This is a genomic window from Kitasatospora sp. NPDC059812, assembly GCF_042732075.1.
In the GTDB taxonomy this organism is placed as follows: domain Bacteria; phylum Actinomycetota; class Actinomycetes; order Streptomycetales; family Streptomycetaceae; genus Kitasatospora.
In genome coordinates, this window is record NZ_JBHWIO010000004.1 from 112,965 (window position 1) to 134,510 (window position 21,546).

At 73.5% G+C, this 21,546-nt stretch carries 5 protein-coding genes; 1 reads left to right on the forward strand and 4 read right to left on the reverse strand.

Going from position 1 to position 21,546, the window contains the following annotated elements:
* Window positions 1-173: 173 nt before the first annotated feature.
* From ACFV6D_RS03530 to ACFV6D_RS03545, 4 genes are all read right to left on the reverse strand, one after another.
* Window positions 174-1,466, reverse strand: a complete 1,293-nt coding sequence (locus ACFV6D_RS03530; RefSeq protein WP_380558171.1) for a S8 family serine peptidase — start codon at window positions 1,464-1,466, stop codon at window positions 174-176.
* Window positions 1,463-4,897, reverse strand: coding sequence for a right-handed parallel beta-helix repeat-containing protein (locus ACFV6D_RS03535; protein WP_380558174.1), 3,435 nt, complete (start codon window positions 4,895-4,897; stop codon window positions 1,463-1,465). The genes ACFV6D_RS03530 and ACFV6D_RS03535 overlap by 4 nt, the downstream gene beginning before the upstream one ends.
* Before the next feature lie 64 nt (window positions 4,898-4,961).
* Entirely contained in the window at window positions 4,962-6,359 is a 1,398-nt protein-coding gene (locus tag ACFV6D_RS03540; RefSeq protein ID WP_380558177.1) for a hypothetical protein, read from the reverse strand.
* A gap of 207 nt (window positions 6,360-6,566) precedes the next feature.
* The gene (locus tag ACFV6D_RS03545; protein WP_380558179.1) at window positions 6,567-20,531 is read right to left on the reverse strand and encodes a hypothetical protein; all 13,965 of its coding nucleotides are present in this window, start codon (window positions 20,529-20,531) and stop codon (window positions 6,567-6,569) included.
* Window positions 20,532-20,909: 378 nt separating this feature from the next.
* Here ACFV6D_RS03545 and ACFV6D_RS03550 point away from each other — a divergent pair.
* On the forward strand, window positions 20,910-21,546 hold a 637-nt coding region (locus ACFV6D_RS03550; protein ID WP_380558182.1), incomplete at its 3' end, for a hypothetical protein.

Below are 21,546 nucleotides of genomic sequence, written 5' to 3' on the forward strand. Positions count from 1 at the left end.
ACCCCCCTACCTGGGCCCCCGGGGCCCCCGCGCGGGGTGGGCCACCGCCGGGGGGGGGGGGGCGCGGCCCCCCACCGCCCGGCCCTGGCCGACCCCGCCCCGCCCGTGTCGGAGGCACGGGCGGCCCCGCACCGCCGTGCCGGCCCAGGGCGCGGAGGGCTCCCGGCGGCCCGTCAGACCGACCAGCGGCCAGGGCGCCAGGCCCGGCGGCGGCCCGTCGCGCAGACCACGGCGGTGCCGACGACCAGGGTGACGCCGGCGATGATCCCGCCGGCGATCAGGGTGGCCTGCCGGGCGGCGGGGTCGGGGGGCGGGGGCTGGACCAGGGACACCGCCAGGGCGGGCCCGGGGGTGGCCGGGGGCCCGTCCTGGAGGGGGGCGCTGAGGGCGGCCAGGGGGTCGACGGTCCCGTACCCGAGGTGCGGGTCGGGCAGGGCGGTGCCGGGGTGGTAGGCGGTGGCCCGGAGCCGCTCGGCGAGCCGGGCCGGGGTGAGGTCGGGCCGGTAGCCGAGGGCGAGGGCGGCGGTGCCGGCCGCCAGGGCGGTGGCGAAGCTGGGCCCGGCGGCGGTGAAGTAGCCCTTGCCGCCGGGGCCGACGCTCAGCACCGCATCGCCCGGGGCGACCAGGTCGACCCGGACCGCGTCCACCGCACCGCTGGGCGGGGCGCCGTTGGGCGCCAGGTCGGAGACCGCCAGGACGTCCGGGAGGGCGGCCGGGTAGGCCGCTACGGGGGGCGAGTTCGGGGAGGACTGGGAACTGCCGCCGCCGTCGGGGGCGGCCGGAGCGATCACCAGGGCGCCCTTGCCGCCGGCGTAGCGGACGGCGTCGCCGAGTTCGGCCTCGCCCGTCGACAGCGCCAGACCGACGGCGATGATCCGGGCACCGCCGTCGGCCGCGTCCCGGATGCCCTTGGCCAGCAGGGCCGGGGTGGTGTTCCCCACGTCGTCGGTGACGGCCACGCCGAGGATCCGCGCCTCGGGGGCGAGACCGGCGAAGCCGATCCCGTCCTGGCGCCGGGCGGCGATCAGCCCGGCGAGGAAGGTGCCGTGGCCGACGCAGTCGCGGGTGGAGTCGCCGGGGCCGTACTCACGCGGCCCCGGCGTGAGGCGGCCCTCCAGGACCCCGGACGCCGGGTCGACCCCGGAGCCGACCACGGCGACGGTCACGCCGGCGCCGCGGCTGAGCTGCCAGGCGGCCTCGGGCCGCAGGTAGGTCTGCGCCCACGGGGTCCGGTCGGTGCCCTTGTCGGAGGGCTTGACGCAGCCGTCCGGCCGTCCGGCACCCCGGTTCTGGCCGATGACGGGCAGCGCGGCCGGATCGGCCGCGCCCGAGGTGGCGGCCGGCGTCGGGGCGGAGGTCGCGGCGGGCCTCGGGGCGGCCCAGGCGGGGGCGGCCGGGACCAGCAGGGCGCCGCAGCAGAGCGCGGCCGCGGCGGCCCGGGCCGGGCGGCCCGGTGCGCCGGTCACACCGCGCTCCCCTGCGGCAGCCCGGGGATGTCCTGGGGCAGCAGCAGGCTGAGTTCGGACAGGTCGCCGACGTCGAGCCGGGCGAGCCGCCCCGCCTGGCGGGTGACCATCGCCTCCAGCGTCTGCCGGGCGAAGCGGCCGTTGCCGAAGTTGCGGTCCCGGGGGACGGCCGCGCACAGCTCGCCGAGGAGGGCCAGGGTCTCCGGTGCGCAGACGTAGCCGGCCTCCTCCGCCTGGCGGCGCACGATGGTGACGAGTTCGTCCGCGCTGTAGTGGTCGAAGGCGATCTGCTGGGGGAACCGGGAGGCCAGACCGGGGTTGGAGCTCAGGAAGCCCTGCATCTCCTCCTGGTAGCCGGCCGCGATCACCACGACCTCGTCGCGGTGGTCCTCCATGAGCTTCATCAGGGTGTCCACCGCCTCCTGGCCGAAGTCGCCGCTCGCGGCGCCGCCGCGCGGGGTGAGGGTGTAGGCCTCGTCGATGAACAGCACGCCGCCCCGGGCGCGTTCGAAGGCGTCCCGGGTGAGCTGGGCGGTGTGCCCGATGTAGCGGCCGACCAGGTCGGCCCGGGCGGTCTCGACCAGCTGGCCGCGCGGCAGCACGCCGAGTTCGGCGAGCAGCGCCCCGTAGAGCCGGGCGATGGTGGTCTTGCCGGTGCCGGGCGGGCCGGCGAAGACCAGGTGGTGGCTGATCCGGGCGGTGGGCAGGCCGGCCTCCTCCCGGCGGCGGGCCTGGGTGATCAGGTTGACCAGGTTCTCGACCTGCTCCTTGGCGGCGGTGAGGCCGACCATGGCGCGCAGTTGGTCCAGCAGGTCGCTGCCGCCTTCGGCGCCCGGTCCGCCGGCCGCGGCCGCGCGGGCCGCGTCGGAGTGCTCCTCGCCGAGGTCCTCGGGCAGCAGTCGGGCGAGGTCGGCGTCGGTGATGTCGGCCAGCTCGGCCAGCCGGGAGGCCTGACGGTCCACCATCTCCTCGAACACCTTGCGGGCGGCGCGGCCGTTGCCGAAGTCGGCGCCCTTGGGCATCCGCGTGAAGTGCGTGCCGAGCACCTCCCGGGTGGCGTCGGCGAGTTCGTAGCCGTGCCCGACCGCGGCCCGCTCGACGATGGTGACCAGTTCCTCCGCCGAGTAGTTGCGGAAGTCCACGGTGCGGCTGAACCGGGAGGCGAGGCCGGGGTTGGAGCCGAGGAAGGAACGCATCTCGTCCGAGTACCCGGCGACGATCACCACCACGTCGTCGCGGTGGTCCTCCATCAGCTTGACCAGGGTGTCGATGGCCTCGCGGCCGAAGTCCGGCCCGGTGCCGCCGGATCCGGCGGACAGCGTGTACGCCTCGTCGATGAACAGCACGCCGCCGAGCGCCGACTGGAACACCTCGGTGGTCTTGATCGCCGTGCCGCCGACGATGGACGCCACCAGGTCGGCCCGGGCGACCTCGGTGAGGTGGCCGCTGCGCAGCACGCCGAGTTCGGCGAGGATCGCCCCGTAGAGGCGGGCGACGGTGGTCTTGCCGGTGCCGGGCGGGCCCGCGAAGATCAGGTGCCGGCCCATCGGCAGGGCCGGCATCCCGGCCTGTTCGCGGCGCCGGGCCAGCTTGTTGAGGTTGACCAGGGTGGCGACCTGCTCCTTGACCCCCTCCAGGCCGACCAGCGCCTGGAGGGCCGCCTGCGGACCCTCGGGCTCGGGCGGCGGCAGGTCGTCGGCCGGGCGCTCGGCCTCGGCCTCGGCGCCGTCGGCCTCGGGCGCGCCGGCCGGGCGGGCAGCGGCCGGGTGGTCGTCGGCGCCGGCGGTCGCGGTGCCGTGGCTGTCGGCCCGCCCGTTGTCCCGGCTGGTCAGGTTCTCCACCGAGAGCCGCTCGCTGGGCCTGGTCTGGCACAGGCCCGAGCCGCGGTTGCCGGTGACGGTGCAGCCGGTGATCCGGATCGGTTCCTCGGACTCGGCGCGCAGCCCGTCCCGGGTGTTGCCCACCAGCTCGCAGCCGGTCAGGGCGGCCCGGCTGCCGGCGGCCAGCAGCACGCCGTGCCGGCGGTTGCCGTGCACCCGGGAACGGGCCATGGTCAGCTCGCCGCCGTCCTCGACCACGATCCCGTCGCCGGTGCACTCGGCCACGTCGCAGTCGCGGAGCGAGGCGACGCCGCCCGGACCGACCTCGATCCCCGGGGTCCCTGCGGTCTTGGCCGTCCCCGGCGCGCCGGTCGCGGCGGTACCGCGGACCGTGGTGCCACCGACCTGGGTGTTGCCGCCGTCGGCCACCAGCAGCGCGGCCCGGCCGGTCGCACCCAGCACGCAGGACTCCAGCCGCCCGCGGCCCTCCCGCAGCACCTCGACGCCGTGGCCGCGCACGTCGGCGATGTCCAGTCGGCGCAGCAGCGGGTTGGCACCGTCCCGCACGCTCACCCCGGCGCCTCCCGCGCCGCGCACCTCCAGCCGGTCGAACTCGGCGGCGCTCTCGCCGACCAGTTCCACCGCCGCCTCGCCGCTGTCGCCGACCGCCGTCCGGGTCAGCGACGGGCTGGAGGACTCGTCCACCACGATCCCGGCCGCCTCCGCGCCGGCCACCTCGCACTCCTCGAAGGTGCCCCGGGAGCGGCCGGTGACGTGGATGCCGTGGCCCTTGGTGCGCATCGTGCGGCAGCGCCGCACCACCGGGTCGGTGCCGCCGGTGAGGACCAGGCCGTGGCCCCGGGTGGCGCTGACCGTGCAGTCCTCCAGCAGCACCTGGGCGGTCGAACTCAGGTAGATGCCGATCGAGGCGTCCCGGACGGTGGTGCGCAGCACCCTGGTCGTGCTGTTCTCCTCCAGCGCGATGCCGGGCTTGTCGGTGGCGGAGATCTCGCAGTCCTCGATCGAGCCGCGGCCCTCGCCGTTGGCGCACACCCCGTTGCCCCGGGCGTCGCGCAGCACGCAGCCCCGGATCACGGGGTTGGCCCGCTCGCCGATCACCACGGCGGAGCTGCCGAGGTGCTCGACCACGCAGTCCTCGATCACGCTGGAGCCGGTGGAGGTCTCCACGATGCCGGCCCCGGCCGGGTTGACGACCCGGCAGCCGCGCATCGCCAGGGCGCCCTGCTGCCGGGTGAGCACGGCCGTCCAGGAGTTGCCCGCCACCTCGCAGTCCTCCAGGGCGGCCTGGCCGCGCGGGACGTCGACGGTGGGCAGCTCCTCGTCCTGGCCCTGGAGCACCAGCCCGGTCAGCTGGACGGCCTCGGCCACCACCTGCACCACCGCGCCCCGCCGCGGCGAGATCCGGACGCTGCCCCGGGCCTCCTCGGCGGTGATGGTCACCATCTTGGTGATCACCAGGTTCTCCTCGTAGCGGCCCGGGCGGACGCTGATCACCGTGCCGCTGCGGGCCGCCTCCAGCGCGGCGCCGATCGTGCGGTAGCCACCGCCGTCGCGCTGCTCCGCACTGACCGTCAGCACATGGCGGGTCATGGTGCGTTCTCCTCCGTCGTTCTTGGCTGTCGTGCCGGTGCTGCCGTACGTCGGTGCAGCGGGGTCACCCGGTGCAGTTGGCCCGGATCGCGGACGCGGCGTGGTGGGCGAAGGTCTGCTTGTCGCTGCCCTGCCAGTCCTGGCCGCGGTCGTGCAGCGTCACGGCGAGCTTGCCGCCGTTGAGCTGGAAGGGGCCGACCGTGACCCACTGGCCCCGGTTGCCGACCTGGTTGACGTTGAACGAGCCCGACCCCGAACCGCTCTGCACCGTGTAGAGGGACGACGTTCCGCCGACCGCCTTGACGTCCCCGCTGTTCGGCACGTACACCGCCAGCTTGCAGGTGCCGGTGGTGACCGACCCCGTGGAGAACGTCCAGACCACCGAGTTGTCGTGGTCCTTGTTGGCGTCACCCGACATCGGCATCGAGTAGTAGCCGCCGTTGCAGCCGTCCCCCGAGTAGCCGCCGGAGTTGTTCCGCCAGCCCTCCTGGCCCTTGTCGTACCAGCCGCGCGCCTGCGCGCCCCCGCCGCTGCACCCCGGGCCCGCCACCGCGGCGAAGCTCGGCGCCGGCGGCGGGGCCGGCTGCGCGGGCTTGGCCGGGGGCTGGGCGGGCGCGGACGGCGCCGGCTGCTGGGCGGCGGCGGGCGGCGGCTGGGGCTGGTTCTGCGTCTGGGGCTGGGTCTGCGGGGCTCCGCCTCCGCCTCCCGCTGCGGCACCACCACCACCGCCGCCGCCACCGCCGCCACCGCCCTGGTTGGCCGGTGCACCACCGCCCGTGTTCTTGCCCGCGTCCGGCTTCCCGCTGGTCGACGGCGCACCGCCGCCCGCCGGGACCCGACCCGCGAACGGTACGGCCTGGCCGCCGCCCTGGTCCGGCACGGCACCGCCGGCCGCGGCGGCCGCCCCACCGGCCGCAGCCGCGCCGGCGTCACCGGGCGGCGGGCCCTCGACCGGCTGAGCGACCTGCACGGGCTGCTCGCCCACCGGGTTCCCCGGAGCGTCGGCACCCGGGACGAACCCGTTACCGCCGTCCTGCTGCGTGTACCCGGCCGGCGGCGGACCGTCCGCACCGGACGGACCGGGGTCGTCCCCGCCGAACTTCGCGATGCCCAGCGGCACCCCGACCAGTACCAGGCCCGCGATCACGGCCGCGGCCACCATCGGCCGCGAGATCCGGCGCGGCCCGACGCCCTCCTCCTCGGCCGGGGACGGGCCCGGGACGGCGGTCACACCGGCGGGCGCCTCGGCGGCCGCGGCAGCAGCGCCCGTGGCAGGCTTCGCGGCCTCGACGGCGGGCACGGCGCCGGCGGCGGGCACCGCCGCGGGCTCGACCTCGGCAGGCTCCGCCTTCGCGGGCTCGGCCTTGGCGGGCTCCGCCTTCGCGGACGCGGCGCTCGCGGACGCAGTGCTCGCGGACGATGCCGGGCGGGCCTCCAACTCCTCGGGCACGACCCATGCCACAGCGGGTAGCTGGATCCCGCCGCCCTCCGCCCCTTCCGTCCGACTCCCCCGGCCGCTCCGGTCCTTGCCCACCCTGGCCCCCTGGCCCTCGATGACGATGCTCGGCAGGGACGGCCGCCGGTCGGCCCCGGTCGAGGCGGCCGAACGGCACGTCCACCCGTCTTGACGGACGCGAGGTGCCCGGAGGTTCAGCTGCGGACGAACTCGTCAGCCGTTCGGCTTCCGGTCCTTGCTCTGGCCACGCCCTCCTCGGTGGCCGCCCCCTCGTCCCCGGCCTCGGCCGTGCCCGGACCCCTGGTTGCTCCCGCCGGCCGGGGTCGACCCGGATCCGCCGGTGGGCGGCGGGGGCGTGGTCGTTTGCGGGGCAGTGCTCGACTGCGGGGCGGTGGAGGTTTGCGGAGTGGTGGTGGTCGGCGGAGTGGTGGTGGACTGCCCGGAGGCCGTCCCCTTGGTGTCCTTCGGGGCCGAGCTCGACGACTCGTCGGCGTCCTCGAATTCGGAACCCGTATCGGTGTCGGCGGCGGGGTCGGAGTCGGAGATGTACGGCTCGTCATGACTGCCCATCCCGGGCGAGAAGCCCTGGGGGGCGACGATCACACCATCGACGAAGTCGAGCTTCGCCGTGCCGCCCTTGATGGGCACCTCGGTCCCGGTGATCTTCGCCGTCAGCTCGGCCATCGCCTCCTTGTGCTGCGTGATGCAGTTCGGTGCCGCCCAGCCGCCGAAGATCTTTCCGTGGGTACCACCCGTCACCACGACGAAGCCGAGGTCCTTCGCGATGTGCTTGTTGAAGATGGCATGGCCCCAGTGGCACGCCATGCAGTCGCGCTTCCTGCCACCGATCGGCCACGGCGTGAGCCCCAGCTGGTCGGCCCTTCCCTTGCCCTTTTCCTCGGCCGTCGGCCCACTCCCGCGGCTGGGCGCGTCGCCGTCCGAGTCCTCGCTGTCAGAGTCCTCGCCGTCCGTCTTCTCGTCGTCCGTCTTCTCGGCGTCGGAGTCCTCGCCGTCCTTCTTCTCGCCGTCCTTCTTCTGCCCCTCCTCCGTCGCGTCGTCCTTCGCCTCGGCTTCCTGCGTCCCCTCGCTCGCCGCCTTCGCCTTCTTGGCCTCTTCCGCCGCCTTCGCCTCTTCCGCCGCCTTCGCCGCCTTCGCGGCCTCGAACTTCGCCCGCATCCGCGTCTCGACCTCGTTCAGGAGGTCCATCTCACCGTGGAGGCATCCCGTGTCCTTGTCCCTCTCGTTGGGGTGCCACACGATCTTGTTCGGGTCCTTCAGCGCCTCGCGGACCGCATCGAATCCTCCGCCGTGGTCGTCGAAGCCCAGGAAGTCCTTGTCCCGGTACTTCCCGTCCCGAATCTCGCGGAGCTTCCCCAGGTCGTGGTTCCTACCGTCCTGGCCCTCCGGCGTGTCGAGGCTCCTCAGACGGTTGGTCGCATCCGTCCTCTTCTGCTTCTTCATTCCGGAGTTACCCGCGACATGGACCGCGCCGTCAATGACGGTCAGGGCGAGGTGCGGCGTGCCGATGACCTTGAAATTCTCGCCATTGCCGTACCGGTCGACGTCCATCATGACTCGCGCCATCCGGTCCAGGGAGCGGCCGAAGGCTCCGCGCAGCGAGTCGGTCTCCTGTCCCAAGGGTGCGTCAAGGCTGGGCGCGCGCAGGTCGAGAGGCTGCTCGGAGCCGGCTTCGCCGGGCGTTCCCTTGACGATGTAGAGCTGCCCGTCCCTTTCGACCACGCGCGCGATCTGGCTGCCCGACTGCGAGGTCGAGCGAGGCCCCCTGTTCCCTCCCGTCGCCACGGTTCCAGGCCCACGACCGGCCCCGGGCGGCATCGCAGCAGCATCGGTGTTGGTCCCACGACCACGCCCACGACCAGCCCCGGGCGGCACCGCAGCAGCATCGGTGTTGGCCCCACGACCACGCCCAGCCTGGGTTCCGCCGCCGGAGCCGTTCCCGCCCCCCGCTCCGTTGTTCGGCCCCCGCGACTTCGGCGGGGCCGCAGCAGCCGAACTGCTGCCGGCTCCGGCGGGGTTGAGGATCTGCTGGATCAGGTCGGCCGCGGACGGCGGCTGCGGCGGTGCGGGCGGCTCAAGGTCCTCGACGTCCCCCTCGCCGTCGACGGCGTGCAGGAACTCGCGGAAACCCTCCAGCATCCCATTGTCCGCGCGGGTCGCGTGGACCGGGTTGACCGGGCCGGCCTGGGCGGTGTCCGGCTCCTCTCCGAAGAGCCGCTCCAGGATCGGCAGCAGTTCGGGCTGGTGCTCGCGCACCCACCCGGCGCCGTTGTTGCGGGGCAAACGGGTGTCCGGGTCGTTGCCGCGGTTGGTCCCGAGGTACACGTTGGCCAGCTGGGCGAAGAACTCCCGCTCGTCCGAGGACGAGTAGTTGCCGACCAGGTTGCCCTTCTCGTCGTACACCGAGCCGTCGGGCCAGGCCGCGGTCGACCTGGTGTCGAACAGTTGGCTCAGGGTGTCGGCCATGTGGTTACCCAGGAACACGTCCCGTACGAGTTCGCGCTCCTCGTCGGTCAGGCTGAACTCGTGCAGGGCGTGGGCGAGTTCGTGGGTGGTGGAGGAGTAGCCGTCCGCGAAGCCCGACACCTCGCCGGTGTCGGTGTCGGTGTCCTCACCGATGCTGGTCTCCTCGCCGAGCAGGTTCTCCTCGGTCACCGCGATGCGCTCGCGCTCGGCCGCGCCACGGACGGTCTCCCAACGGCGGCCGCCCTCGCCGACGGTGGTGCCGGCCAGGTGGTGGAAGCCCTCGACCTCGGTCATCGCGACGTCGCGCGGCACGACCACCACGCGTACCTCCCGCAGCAGCAGGCCGGCGGCGACCTCCGGGTTCTGGAGGACCAGCTCCAGCTCGGCGTGCGCCTTCTGCCGCGCCGATACCGGCCGGTGAACCCGGTGGTCGACATCCACCAGCAAGCGGGCGGCCACCGTCGCGAACTCCGCCGAGGACAGCCCGTCCCGCAGAGGCCCGACGAAGTCGGTGTCCGCCGCGAGGGAGCGACGGGTCTCGGGCGAGAGGGAGTCCAGGGTCAGGAGGCGGTCGTGCGGACTCAGCTCCAGGATGTCGGACGCCCTCGGCGGCCCGGCGGGCGGAGGCGGCGTGGGCAGCGTGGGCGCAACCGGCTCCACGTGCTCAGACTCAGGCGCAGGCACCGGCAGAGGCACCGGCACCGGCTCCTGCTCCACGTGCGGCGGAAGCGGCGGCACTACCGGCTCCACATGCGCAGGCGCAGGCGCAGGCACCGGCACCGGAGCAGGCTCCTGCTCCTGCTCGTGCTCCACACGCGGCGGAGGCGGCGGAGGCAGCGTGGGCACAACCGGCTCCACGTGCTCAGCCGCAGGCACCTGTTCCACGCGCGGCGGAGCGGTATCGGGTACTGGTACGGGTTGCACGCTCCAAGGGCCGGGGCCGAAATCGGCGCCGCCGGTGTAGAGGTCCGTCGCGCCGATCTCGATGACCCGGTTGACCTCGGCCTCGTCGTCCGTGGGGCTGACGCCGAAGCTCAGCAGCACCGGTACGCCGTTCTCGTCCGTCCGGCCGGTGGCGACGGCCACGTGGTTGCCCTGACCGTAGACCACGATGTCGCCCTCGCGGGGCAGCGGGGTGTCGTGGGCGGTCGAGTCGTAGCTGGTCCTGGTGTGCGGGAGCAGGCGGGAGATCAGGTTCTTCGTCCACTGCGGTCCGTCCAGACCGCTCGCGTACGTGTCGTGGATCCACTCCCAGGAGACCAGTCCCTGAGAGTGCGCGGTGAGCAGGACGGACTCCCAGCAGTTGAGCGTGCTGCCGGCCGCGAGCGGCGGCGGCTGGTCCGCCGGGCCGTCCAGTGCCCAGGTGGCGAAGTCCGTCTTCTCCAGGTCGAGCGCACCCGAGGCGCGCCATTCCAGGACGACCCCACGCCGGGCCAGGTCGCGCATGGCGTCCGCGACTTGGCGGCCGCCGTCCGGAACGGGCAGGTCGAACCGGCCGCCGAGGTGGTCGGCGCGCAGCGCGAGCAGGCCGTCGAGGAAGGCCTGCGGCGGCGGGCCCGCGGCGGCTCCGGAGGCGTGGGCTCCGGCGAGGGCGGCGAGCGCGGCGTCGTCGAGCAGCCCGAGCTCGTGCAGTCGGCGACCCGCCGCCAGCACGTCGTCCGGACGGTTCACCGCGCCGGGGCCGATGCTGTCGGTGAGTTCCAGGCCGAGTGTGCGGGCCTGCTCGGGCGACAGCGCCGAGCCCAGGTGCCCGGTCACCGCCCGTACCAGCGGCTCGACGGCCGCCTCGGGTACCGGGCTCTTCAACGGCGGCGCGTTGCGCAGCCTGACCCGGCGCTCCTCGATCTTTCGGAGCAGCGGCTCGGCCTGCTGCCGTACGGCCTCGGCGTCCACCGGCTCCAGGGCGCCCAGTTCCTCCAGCCGACGGGTCAACTGCAGGACGTCCGAGGGGGCGTTGTTGTGCCGGCCCTCGGCGCCGACGAAGGCCCCCGAGGCCATCCGCAAGCCCGTCCGGTTTCCGGGCACACCCCGGTTGGCCTGCGCCAGCAGGAACTGGGGCGGCTGCGGGGCGGGTTGTTCCTGCTGGTGCTGCGGCTCGGTGTCGGTGTCCTTCGGCGGTTCCGGGGCCTCGGGCTGCTTGGGCTGCTCCTCGGCCCGGTTCTCCTGCTCGGGCTGCTCCTCGGCCTTGTCGTTCTGCTCGGACTGCTCCTCGGCCCGGTTCTCCTGGTGGATCTCCGGCTCGGGCTCCTTGGGCTGTTCCTTGGGCTCTTCCTTGGGCTGTTCCTTGGGCTGTTCCTTGGGCTCTTCCGCGTCCTGTTCCTTGGGCTCTTCCTTGTCCTGCCCGGTGGGCTTCGGGGCGGGCGGCTTCAGCTGTCCGGAGGCGCCACCGAGCAGTTCGGCGACCTGCCCCGCGATGTCGTTCGACGCCGGGGCGGCAGGCTTCGGCTCCGCAGGCTTCAGCTCCTCGGGCTTCGGCTCCGCAGGCTTCAGCTCCTCGGGCTTCGGCTCCGCAGGCTTCAGCTCCTCGGGCTTCGGCTCCTCCTCCGTGTCCGGCCGGAGGCTGTACGGGTCGGACGGCCGTCGGCCCGTGCGCCAGTTCTCCTTGGTGAAGTAGGTGTCGTCCGGCCCGGTGTACTCCCGCGTGATCGACTTCTTCGGGATGCCCACCACGACCGGGACGTCACCGGTCACCGTCCGCGGCCGCCACGACCAGGGGCCGGAGCGGTGCCCGAAGGAGATCGTGAACTTCACGTGTCCCTGGAAGCGCACCAGCGGCTCAGGGAACTTGGAGTTGGCCACGGCCCGTTCGGCGAGGGTGCGTTCACCGCCGGTGCGGCGGCCCGCGCCGCCGCCGAAGGTGATCCCGGCCATGATCTTGCCCTTGACCTTGGAGAACTCGACGCCGAGCTGGCCCATCAGCTGGGTCATCCGGGAGGACAGCGCCCGCTCGGTGAAGCGGGTCGCCAGTTCGGCGGACTGGGCGATCTCCGACTTCTTCTCCTCACGCCCCTGGCCGAGGCCGACCAGTTCGGCCTTGACCGTGACGCTGACCGTGTCGAGGACGCCCAGCCGGAGGGTCTTGACCCGCTCCCCTCCCGCCGTCAGGTCCGGGAGGGCGTCGATCAGGGGGCCCCGGTCGAACATCCGCCTGAGCTTGCGCATGGCGGCCGAGTTCTCGTTCAGCCGGAACTCGTTCCGGCCCAGGGTGGTGAGCAGGTTGCGCAGCGATCCGACGTCGGGCAGGTCGACGACCAGGTCCTCGGAGCGGAGGCCCTCCCAGACCTCCCTGGGCGGCACGGGGTGGGTGATCTCGTTGGTTCCACGCTTCGGCTTGACCGTCTCCCGACCGGGGCGCGGGGCCTGGTAGGAGGCCTCCTCCCGGGTGGTGACCGGCTGCGTGTCGGAGGTCTCCAGCAGGACCTCGAAACCCACCTCGACGGCGACGGTGGCCTGCCGGCGACCCCGCCCCCGCGTCGTCGGCGCGGCGGGCGTGCTCGGGCCGCCGGCGCCGTGCGGGGTAGCCGGGGCGGCGTTCTCCGCGTTGCCGTCCTTGAGAGCCTCCTCCTTCAGGGGCTCCTTTCCGGCCTCCTTCGCGGCCTCCTTCGCCGCCTCCTGGTCCCGCCAGGAGCGGGCCGACTCCTGGATCCGCCGGCCCTGCCGATCGAGTTCGTCTCCGAACGGCTTGGGCAGAGGCGCACCCTCAGGCAGCTTCTCGGTCTCGCGACGGAGCGCCTCCTGGCGAAGGCGCTCGGTCCGCGCCTCCTCGGGGAGCGTGCCGCGGACGGGCCGCGCCGACCCCTTGCGGCGCATCTCGACCTGGATCATCGCGGCGCCCTCGAAGACGCTGCCGGCGACCTTGGTCTTGGTCGCCACACCGGTCCGGCCGACGCCGTCGTGCTCCGCGGTCCGTTCCTGGCCCCGGACGTGGCTCAGAGTGCCGCCGGCCACGACGGCGACGGGCACCGCCCCGAGCGGGTCGGTGGTGCCCACCACCCGCGCGGTGAAGGTCTCGTCGGTGCCCCGGTTCTGGCCGGCCGTCCCGTCGGGGCCGCCGTGGGCGACGCCGCTGCTGCCGCCGGTCGCGAACTCGGTCTCGACCGTGTCGGCGGTGTGCCGCATCTCCCGTACGCCGGCCCATCGGAGCACGACGGTGCCACCGGGCACCTTCACGAGGAGCTCCTGGCCGGCCATCAACGCCCGCAGCCGGGACTGCAGCGCTCCCGGCAACAGGGCAGGCGCCAACCTCCGCCGGACCCGCCCCCAGCTCGCGCCGTACACCTCCCGTCCGCGGCCGTCGAGCTGGTCCAGCAACGAGGTGCGGACGACCTGGCCGGCGCCCGTCGGCTGGGCGCCGACGGGGGGCTTCGGCGTCCCGTCCTCCTGGCCGGCCGCGCCGCCCTTGGGTTCCGGGGCCCAGACCCGCAGCACCACGTCGGAGCCGCTCAGCACGCCGGAGGAGACGATCCGCTCCGGCACCGAACGGAAGGTGCCGGGGGCCGGGGCGACGCCGGTCTTCGGGTCGATGGGCAGTTCACGGACCGGGAACACGAAGTCCGCCGCGGTGACGGCGGTCGTCCCGCCCGAGGCGTGGGCGAGATTCCGCCGGTCCGACCGGTCGAGCAGCACCTTCGGCAGCGTCGACTTCGCCACGATCTCGATGTCGAAGGCCACGTCACCGGTGAACCGGGCCGCGCGCTCGACCGTCTTCTCCTTCTCGGACCGGCCGGTCACGGCGTCCCGTGTCGCGCCCACCGTCTCCTGCACGGCGGACGACTGGCCGAGCGTCACCGCGACGTACGGGAACTTCCCCTCGATCGCCGCCGCCACGCTGACTCCGCTGCGCACGTCGCGAAGCGCCCCGATGGACGACACCGTCTCACCGCCGCGCTCGAACTCGCACTTCTCGATCAGCTCCTGGTAATCCCGCATGGTCACCTTGGCCCGGGCGACCCGGACCTCGACGGTGAACCCTTGATGCGACACCGAGACGCTCAGGCTGCCTCCGGTGGTGAGGGCCGACAGTCGGGGGCGCAGCGCCGTCTCGTCGAGGCGGGGGGCGAGGGCGGCCTCGACCCAGGCCCAGTGACGGCCGAACAGCGGCTTCAGCTTGGCGCCCACGGCGTCGAGGACGGCCCGCGCGTCCTGCAGTCCCAGCACGGGGTCGGACGGTCCGAGTTCGCCGGTCCGGGACACCCGGGACGGCGGCTGCACGCTGGGCGTCCGGTCCGGCGCGAGGATCGGCTTGGGGGCCTTCGGGAGGAGCGGGATGTTCTCGACGCCCGGCGTCCCCTCGACGACCGGGGCCTCCTCCACCTGCGCGGCCTCGTCGGCGTGCTGGACCTCCTCGCGGTCGAACACCAGGCGGGCCGGGCGAAGACCCTCGCCCTCCGGCGTGCGGTGCGGTGCGGTCAGGGACTGCGGGACGGCCAACAGCGTCCGGACCAGGGCCCGTTGGGGCGCGGTCGAGCCGTCCCCGCCGTTCTCGACGACCTTGAGGTCGAGCTCGACGGTGGCCAGGTAGACGACCATCTTCTCGGCGAACTTCGCGTTGGCGGTACCGCTGACGGAGTCCGCCGCCCGGTCGCCGCTGCGCCACCGGGTGGTACGGCCGGCTCCGCCGGAGGCCGCCATAACGGTGTGGGCCCTGAACTCGGGCCCGCCCTGGAACTGGCCGCCCGCCGCGTGGAAGGAGTTCTCCCGGACGCCGCCGGCATCCGCCCACTCGTTCACGACGTTCAGCTCGGCGTCCTTCTCGAACTCCCGAACGTACTCCAGCTTCTGGACCTTGGCTCCGGCCAGCACCAGGGCGTCCCGCTCGCCGGTCCTGACCAGCAGCGGCGACTGGAGGTCGATGCCGTGGGTCATCCCGGTCAGCAGGGCCCCGAGCCGCTCGCTGCGGAAGGCCCCGCGCACCAACGGGCCGAGCTCGTTCCAGCCCTGAGCACCGAAGGTGCGGCGCCCCAGCGTCTCCAGGACCTCCCTGAGCGGCCCGACGGGCTCGGTGGTGCTCCCGGGAACGTGCGGGACGACATCGAGCACGACCGTGCCCGGCGGCAGTCCGGTCTTGCCCTTCGCCGGGTCGGAACCCCACAGCTCGGGCTTGGGCTCCCGCGCGAGGGAGCCGGGGTCCAGCTCCGGCCCCTGGAGCGGTCCGGATTCGGCGTCGGGACGGAACGTGCTTTCCGTGCCGCCGGCTTGGCATTCCGCGGTGTCGAAGAGCACCCGGAAGGCCAGCCGTGTCGTCGCCCGCTCCGGGGAGACGACTCCCTCCGGGTCCCAGTGCGCCAGGGCGAGTTCGGCGGTGCCGTCGAAGAGCGTGCCCTTGATCTTGGCCTTGAGGGCGGTTCCGGTCCGCTGGGAGCTCTGCTCGATGGTGTTCCGGTCGCTGCCGCGCTGCCCGTTCACGCCCCCCGTACCGGCGCCCCCGAGGAAGTCCTTTCCGCCGCTCGACTGCTTGGCCGAGATGGCCAGTGCCAACGCCCGGGCCTTGGCGTCGGACTCGGTGACGGCGCTGGTGACGTCGGTGCCGGTGTTGAACTCGCCCGCGTCGGTGTTGCGCAGGTACGTCAGGTCCAGCACCTTCGCCGACACCAGGATGCTGCCCCGGCCGTCGGACAGCGGGATCTCCAGCGGCTCACCGGCCGTCATCGACCTCAGCTGGGTCTGCAGGCTGGGCAGGTCCAGCTGGGCGAGGATCTCGGCCCGCACCGAACTCCAGGCGTCGCCGAACCTCTGCCGCCCGAAGGCCTCCAGCCCGGAGGGCGCGCCGGCCGCTCCGAACAGCGCCGTGTCACCCGCGGCGGCGTTCCCGCGCCCGTGCAGCGTGTCGACGTTCTTGACCACGTCCATCCCGCCCAGCGCCGCCGTCCGCAGCACCCGGGGCGGCGGGGCGTGGCGGATCTCGTCGGGCGCAGGCCCGACGGAAGCAGCCTCGGCGGCCGGCGTGACGATCCGCACCGGCAACGGGACCCGCACCGGCTCCGGACGCTGCTCCGCGCCGGTCCGCCCGGTGTTCACCACCGGGGTCCGGGAGAACGGCGGCAGGAGCGTCCGCACGCCCGGGACCCCGGAGAAGTCGAGGTCCAGCCGGACCGTCGCGTCCACCCACAGCACCGGCTCGGCGGTCTTCCTGCGGTGGGTCATCCGGCCGGTCGCGGTGATCGTCACCGCCTTGCTCCGGTCCATCATCCCGCTCACCGGCCCGGACAACCCGGTGTTCGACGCCGGCTTGCCGCTCACCACCAGACCCCCGCCCCACCGGGACCGGCTCTCACGCAGGGTGCCCGCTCCGGCGGACGAGTCGCCGCCGTCCTCGAACTCGAACTTCTCCGTCCGATGCTTCGTGACGGGCGTCTCCAGCGTGGCGCTGATCCGCAGCGTCCCGGAGCCTCCACCGAGGTCCAGGGGCACCAGCAGATCGTCGCCCCGGGTCATCCGTGACAGGTTGGGCTCCAGCATCCCGACGTCGAGCTGCTCGGCGAGCCGCTGCCGGATCTCCTCCCGCCGGCTCGCCGAGACACCTGCGGGCAGCTGTCCGAGTACGGCCGCCACGACCTGGTCGTCCTCCCCGTCGACCAGCACCACCCGGTCGCCCGCGCTGATCCGGCCCTGCTCCGTCATCCGGCCCGGCGGGGCGGGCAGGGGCGGCGCCTTGGGCGGCTCCGGCGCCTTGGGCAGGTCCTCCTGCTTGGGAGGCTCCTGCTGCTGCGGCAGGTCCTCCTGCTTGGGCAGTTCCTGCTGCTGCGGCAGCTGCTGTTCCTTTGGCTGCTCCTGCTCCTTGGGCAGCTCCTGCTCCTTGGGAGGCTCCTGCTGCTGCGGCAGTTCCTCCTGCTGCGGCTCCTTCTGCCCCTCGTGATCCTGCTTCGGCGTAGGCGTAGGCGTAGGCGTCCGCTCAGGCTCCTTCAGCGGCGGCGGAGTCGGCTTGGTCTGCGACTCGGTGACCACAGGCACGTCGGCCGGACGCGGCGTGGTGGGCCGAGGGGTCGTCGGCTGCATCGCGCTGTAGTGGGTGACGCGAATGTCCTCCTCATTCGAGCGGAGGATGTGGACGATCCGCTCCGACCCCTCGTTCAACAGACGGGGCACGGAGGCCTGGTCGTACACCCTCAGCTGGATGCCGAAGGCGTGGGCGGCCACCACCGCGATCTCGTCGTAGAACGGGGTGGTCCACAGCACCCGGTTGCGCACCGCCATGTCCACGAATCGGCTGAGCGGCAGATCGGTCAGGTCGGACAGCGTCAGGTGCCGGGGGTCCCTGTCCCCCGCCTGCACCCACACCAGCTCCCTGAGTGCCGGCATCCGGTCGAGCACGCGGTCCCAGGTCGCCGTCCGCTGCGGCCCGTCCTCGCCCAACACCGCGAGGAGGTGCTCCAGCACGTCTCCTCTGCTCAGTCCCAGGTTCTCCGCGCCGGCGATCGCCGTCAACTGCTCACGGTTGAAACCGTCATCGGAGAGCAGGAACCGAAGGGGACTCATCCCCAGGGCGTCGAGGTCCGTCCGCTGCCTGGTGCCTTCCTGCCCCCGGAACCACTGCGAGACGGCCGCGCGTGCGCCCCTGACGTCCAGGTGCCCGTGGCCCCAGGAGTCCAGTTGCCGGGGCGCGCTGGCCAGGATCGACGTGAACAGGCAGTTGCCGTCGCCCGGGACCCGCAGGACGTCGAAGTGCGACCCGTCGCCCACCGACCTCTGCCCCGTCACCGGCCACTCCCGCGTGGCGGGCGTCGGCGGGGCCGCCGGCGGGACGCCGCCCTGCCCGGTCTCGCCGAGTGCCCCGAGGCGCCTGTCCTTCGACTTCGCCGTGTCGTCCTTCTTCTTCTTTTTCGGGTCCACCGCCTTCGCCGGCGGGTGCGAACCCTGCTCGGTTTCCGGTTCCGTACCCGGCACGAACTTGACCCAACGGCCTCGGGTGCCGTGCTCGTCACTGAGGAGGCCGAGCGGGGCGTAGCGCTGACCGGCGGCCACGTTGACCGAGGTCGTGGCCGCCCAGACGACCCTGCCGGTGGCGTTGGCGAACTGCTGCGCCACCACCTGGCCGTTGTCCCCGCGCGCGCCCGCCTGGCAGGCGAACAGCACGATCTGGGCGTCGAGGGGCATGCGCCGGAAACTGGGCCGCCTGCGGATGACCTGGCCGAACGCGTCGCCCGAGAGGTGGACCTTCCTGGTCCCGTCCGTCTGCTTCGACAGCGTGGGCAGGAGCGTCGCGAGGTGCGTGGCGTGCGTCATGGCCGCGTAGATCGGGGCCGCGACGTTCCAGGGGACGAGGCCGATCGTGCTGAGGTCAGGGTTGTCCGAGGCCCCGGCGGCCTCAATGTCGTCCTGGTCGTAGAAGTCGGACGGCAGGTACTCGAAGTGCGGGTTGGTCGGGTCGAACCCGTCCCGCACCTTCTCCCAGTTCCGGGTGAGCGAGTCGTCCCGGAAGAGCCGGCCTCCCGACTGCCCGCCGAGCGGGAACAGGATGGGCTGGCTGTCGAGGTCCGTCGCGTCGATCGGGTAGGTCGAGTTCGAGTCGACCAAGCGGCCGTTGTCCTTGTGGACCTTCCTGACCTGGACGGTGTGGGAACCCTGCTCCTCCACGAGGGCCGGGTCCGGCGGAACCTCCTTGATCCAGAACCCCCGCTCCACCTTCGCGCCCGGCTTGTCCGCCAGTGCGGAGCGCAGTCTGCCCTTCACCCTGATGACACCGCCGGACATCGAGGTCGCCACGGAGTTGGTCCACACGGTCCGCCCCGTCGCCTTGGCCACCGCACGGGGGAACGCCAGGTCCGCCCCCAGGCTCGCAGGGCCGACGAGCACCAGCGGGGTTTCCGGGGTGATGCGGTCGAGCGGCAGGTCGGACGCCACGCCCTCGGCGAGCTTCTCGGGGTCGAGGTCGTCGAGCTTCTTGGGCATCAGCACCAGGAGCGGTTCGGGCCCGGTGACGTCGGTCAGGCTGTAGTGCTTGCTCGTCTCCGGCGCATCGGCGCCGGGCTCGGTCCCAGGCTGCGGGACGGGTTCGGGGCCGCCGTCGGACACCTTCTTGGGATCGTTCCAGTAGTAGACGTTGCGCGCGGTCTCCAGCAGCTCCGGCGGCGCCTCCGACCAGCTTTCTCCCCGCACCTCCAGCGCGACCACGGCTCCACCGGGCGTGGTCACCAGGCGGGTCCGGTACTCCTCTTCGCGCGGCTCCTGCCCCTGCGGCGCGGGTTCGACCTGGTCGGGGGCCGCGACGGGCTCCTCGTGCGGTGCGTCCACCGGCGGCGTGTCCGCCGCCAGCCGCTCCCGCAGGGCGGCCCGGAGGGCGGCCCCGGTCAGCGCCGGGTCGACCAGCACGGCCGTGTCCACCAGCCTCCGCAGGTGCTCCGGCACCGGGCGCTGCCGGTCGGGCAGCGCGTGCAGTTCGTGGGCCATGCCGCCCAGCCAGCCGCCGGTCAGGAAGGGCACCCGCATCCGGTACTCGTCACGGGCGAGACGCTCCAGGCGCCGCAACGCCCGGACCCTTTCGAACTCGCGGGTGACCCCACCGGGGGGCGCGTCCGGGTGGAAGAGGTCGTCGTGCAGCTTGAGCAACGCCCCCGCGGCCAGCTTCTCCCGCGAGGACGGCGCGGACGCCGAGGACACCTCGCCGGGCGGTACGGTCGTCGACTGGCCCGGTTCGTTGGCGAGTTCCCTGGCGGCGTGGTCCAGCGCCTCCCGGTCGACGGTGCCACCGGCGCCGTCGATACCTCGGGTCACGACGGACGCCGGCTGAGCGGCCTTCTTCGCGGACTTGGCGGTCTTGGGGGCGAGAGCGGTGTCGTCGCCGCCGAGTCGGTTCCGGTCGGACGTCGGCTCGATGTGCTCCGCCTTGGCGCCGGGTCCGCGCTCCCCCGATCCTCCCGGGAACTCGGGCATCAGGTCATGACGCCGCAACGACTCGACGTTGACGCCCAGTTCGGATGCCAGCCGATGCCAGGGGTCGGCCACCCCGTTGGAGCGGTGTTCGGCGAGCAGCTTCCGCGCCTCGGCCAGGGTCACGTCACCGCGCGTACCACCGCTGCCACCCGACTTGTCCCTCATGTCGGCCAACTGCCGCTGCCACTCGGCCTCCTCGGTGGCCTCCCGGCGTACCTGCCGCTCGGTCTCCCGCTGATCCTCCTCGGCCCGCAGACGCTGCCGCTCGGTCTCCCGCTGCTGCTCGCGGGCCTCCTCCTCGGCGCGCAGCCGCTCCCGTTCCTTGAGGGCCTGCCGGTCGGCCTCGGCGCGGACGGCCGCGTCGGCCGCCCGCTGCTTCCGGCGCTCGGCCAGCTTCGTCTCCGCCTCCGCGGCCTCCTGTGCGCGCCGCGCGGCCTCCTGCTGGAAGGCCGGATCGTTCTTCTGCTCCTCCCGGCGCTGCTCGGCGACGTCGCGGCGCTGGTCCCGCTGGCCGGACTCGGTGGCGCGCCCATCGCGGGTGGCGTCCTGGCCGCCCAGCTTCTCTCCCGGGCCGGGGAACTTCTCCGCCGGGGGCTTGCCCTCCGGCCCCGTCGTGCCCGAATCCTTCAGGTCGCCGAACCCGTGGATCCCGGACTTCGGAGCCGGCTGCTGCTGCTCGCCACCGTCCGAGCCCTGCTTCCCCTCCTCCTTCGGCGGCACCGCCGGCGGGTGCTCCTCCTGCGGGCCCGCCCCGGTCTCGTCCGTCAGCAGGTGTCCCTCGCCGGGGAACTTCTCCACCGGAGCCTTGACCTCCGGACCCTTCACATCACCAAGCCCGTGAACACCCGTCTTCCGAGCCGGAGGCGCCGTCCCAGCACCACCACCCGAACCCTCAACCACCCCATCCTTCGGCGGCACCGACGGCGGACCAGCAGCCGTCCGCCCCTGACCGGGGAACTTCTCCGCCGGAGCCTTCTCCTTGCCCGAATCCTTCAGGTCGCCGAGCCCGTGAACCCCGGACTTCCGATCCGGGCGCAGCTGCTCGCCACCACCCGAACCCTCCGCCCCGTCCTTCGGCGGCACCGGCGGAGCATCATCCGTCAACAAGTGCCCCGCGCCGGGGAACTTCTCCGCCGGAGCCTTACCCTTCCCCGAATCCTTCAGGTCACCGAACCCGTGAACCCCGGACTTCCGATCCGGACCTTGCTGCTCGCCACCACCCGGACCCTCGGAGTCGGCGGGGGCCGGCTCCACCTGGGTCTGACTGCCCTCGGACCGCCCTCGGTCCTGCACTCCACTACCGGCAGGGCCGGGCCCGCCCTCGGGCCGCCCGTCCGAGCCGGGGTCCGGCGCGGCGGCACCGGAGCCGTCGCTCTCCTTCTTGGCGTTCAGATCGTCGATCGTGCGGAATTTGAGCTCCCGTGTCGAACGCGGCCTCTTGGCGTCGGCCAGAGCCTTGGCCTCCTCGCGCTCCACGAAGGACGGATCCGCCAGCGCCTTCGCCTTGCGATCCGCCTCGCCCTGCTCACGCTGCTGCCGGTGCAGCTCGGCCTGCGTCAAGTACGCGGGATCGGGCAGCGGCTCCTTCTCACCGTCGCCGCCAGGCTCCTTGGGCGCCTCCTCATCCGCCTTCGGCGGACCAGACGCCTCCTTCGCCTTACGAGCAGCCTCAGCAGCCGCCGCACGATCCTTCTCACCCTGCTCACGCAGCTGCCGGAACGCCTCGGCCTGCGACGAATACCCGGGATCAGGCTGCGGCTCCTTCTCGCCATCACCCGACTTCTTGACCCCGTCACCGTCCGCCTGCGACGGACCCGACGCCTCCCTCGCCTGACGAGCC

What these genes read in the sequence shown, in the direction of transcription:
- ACFV6D_RS03535 (WP_380558174.1), bottom strand. Translation starts at nt 4,897, where the DNA reads ATGACCCGCCATGTGCTGACGGTCAGTGCGGAGCAGCGCGACGGCGGT.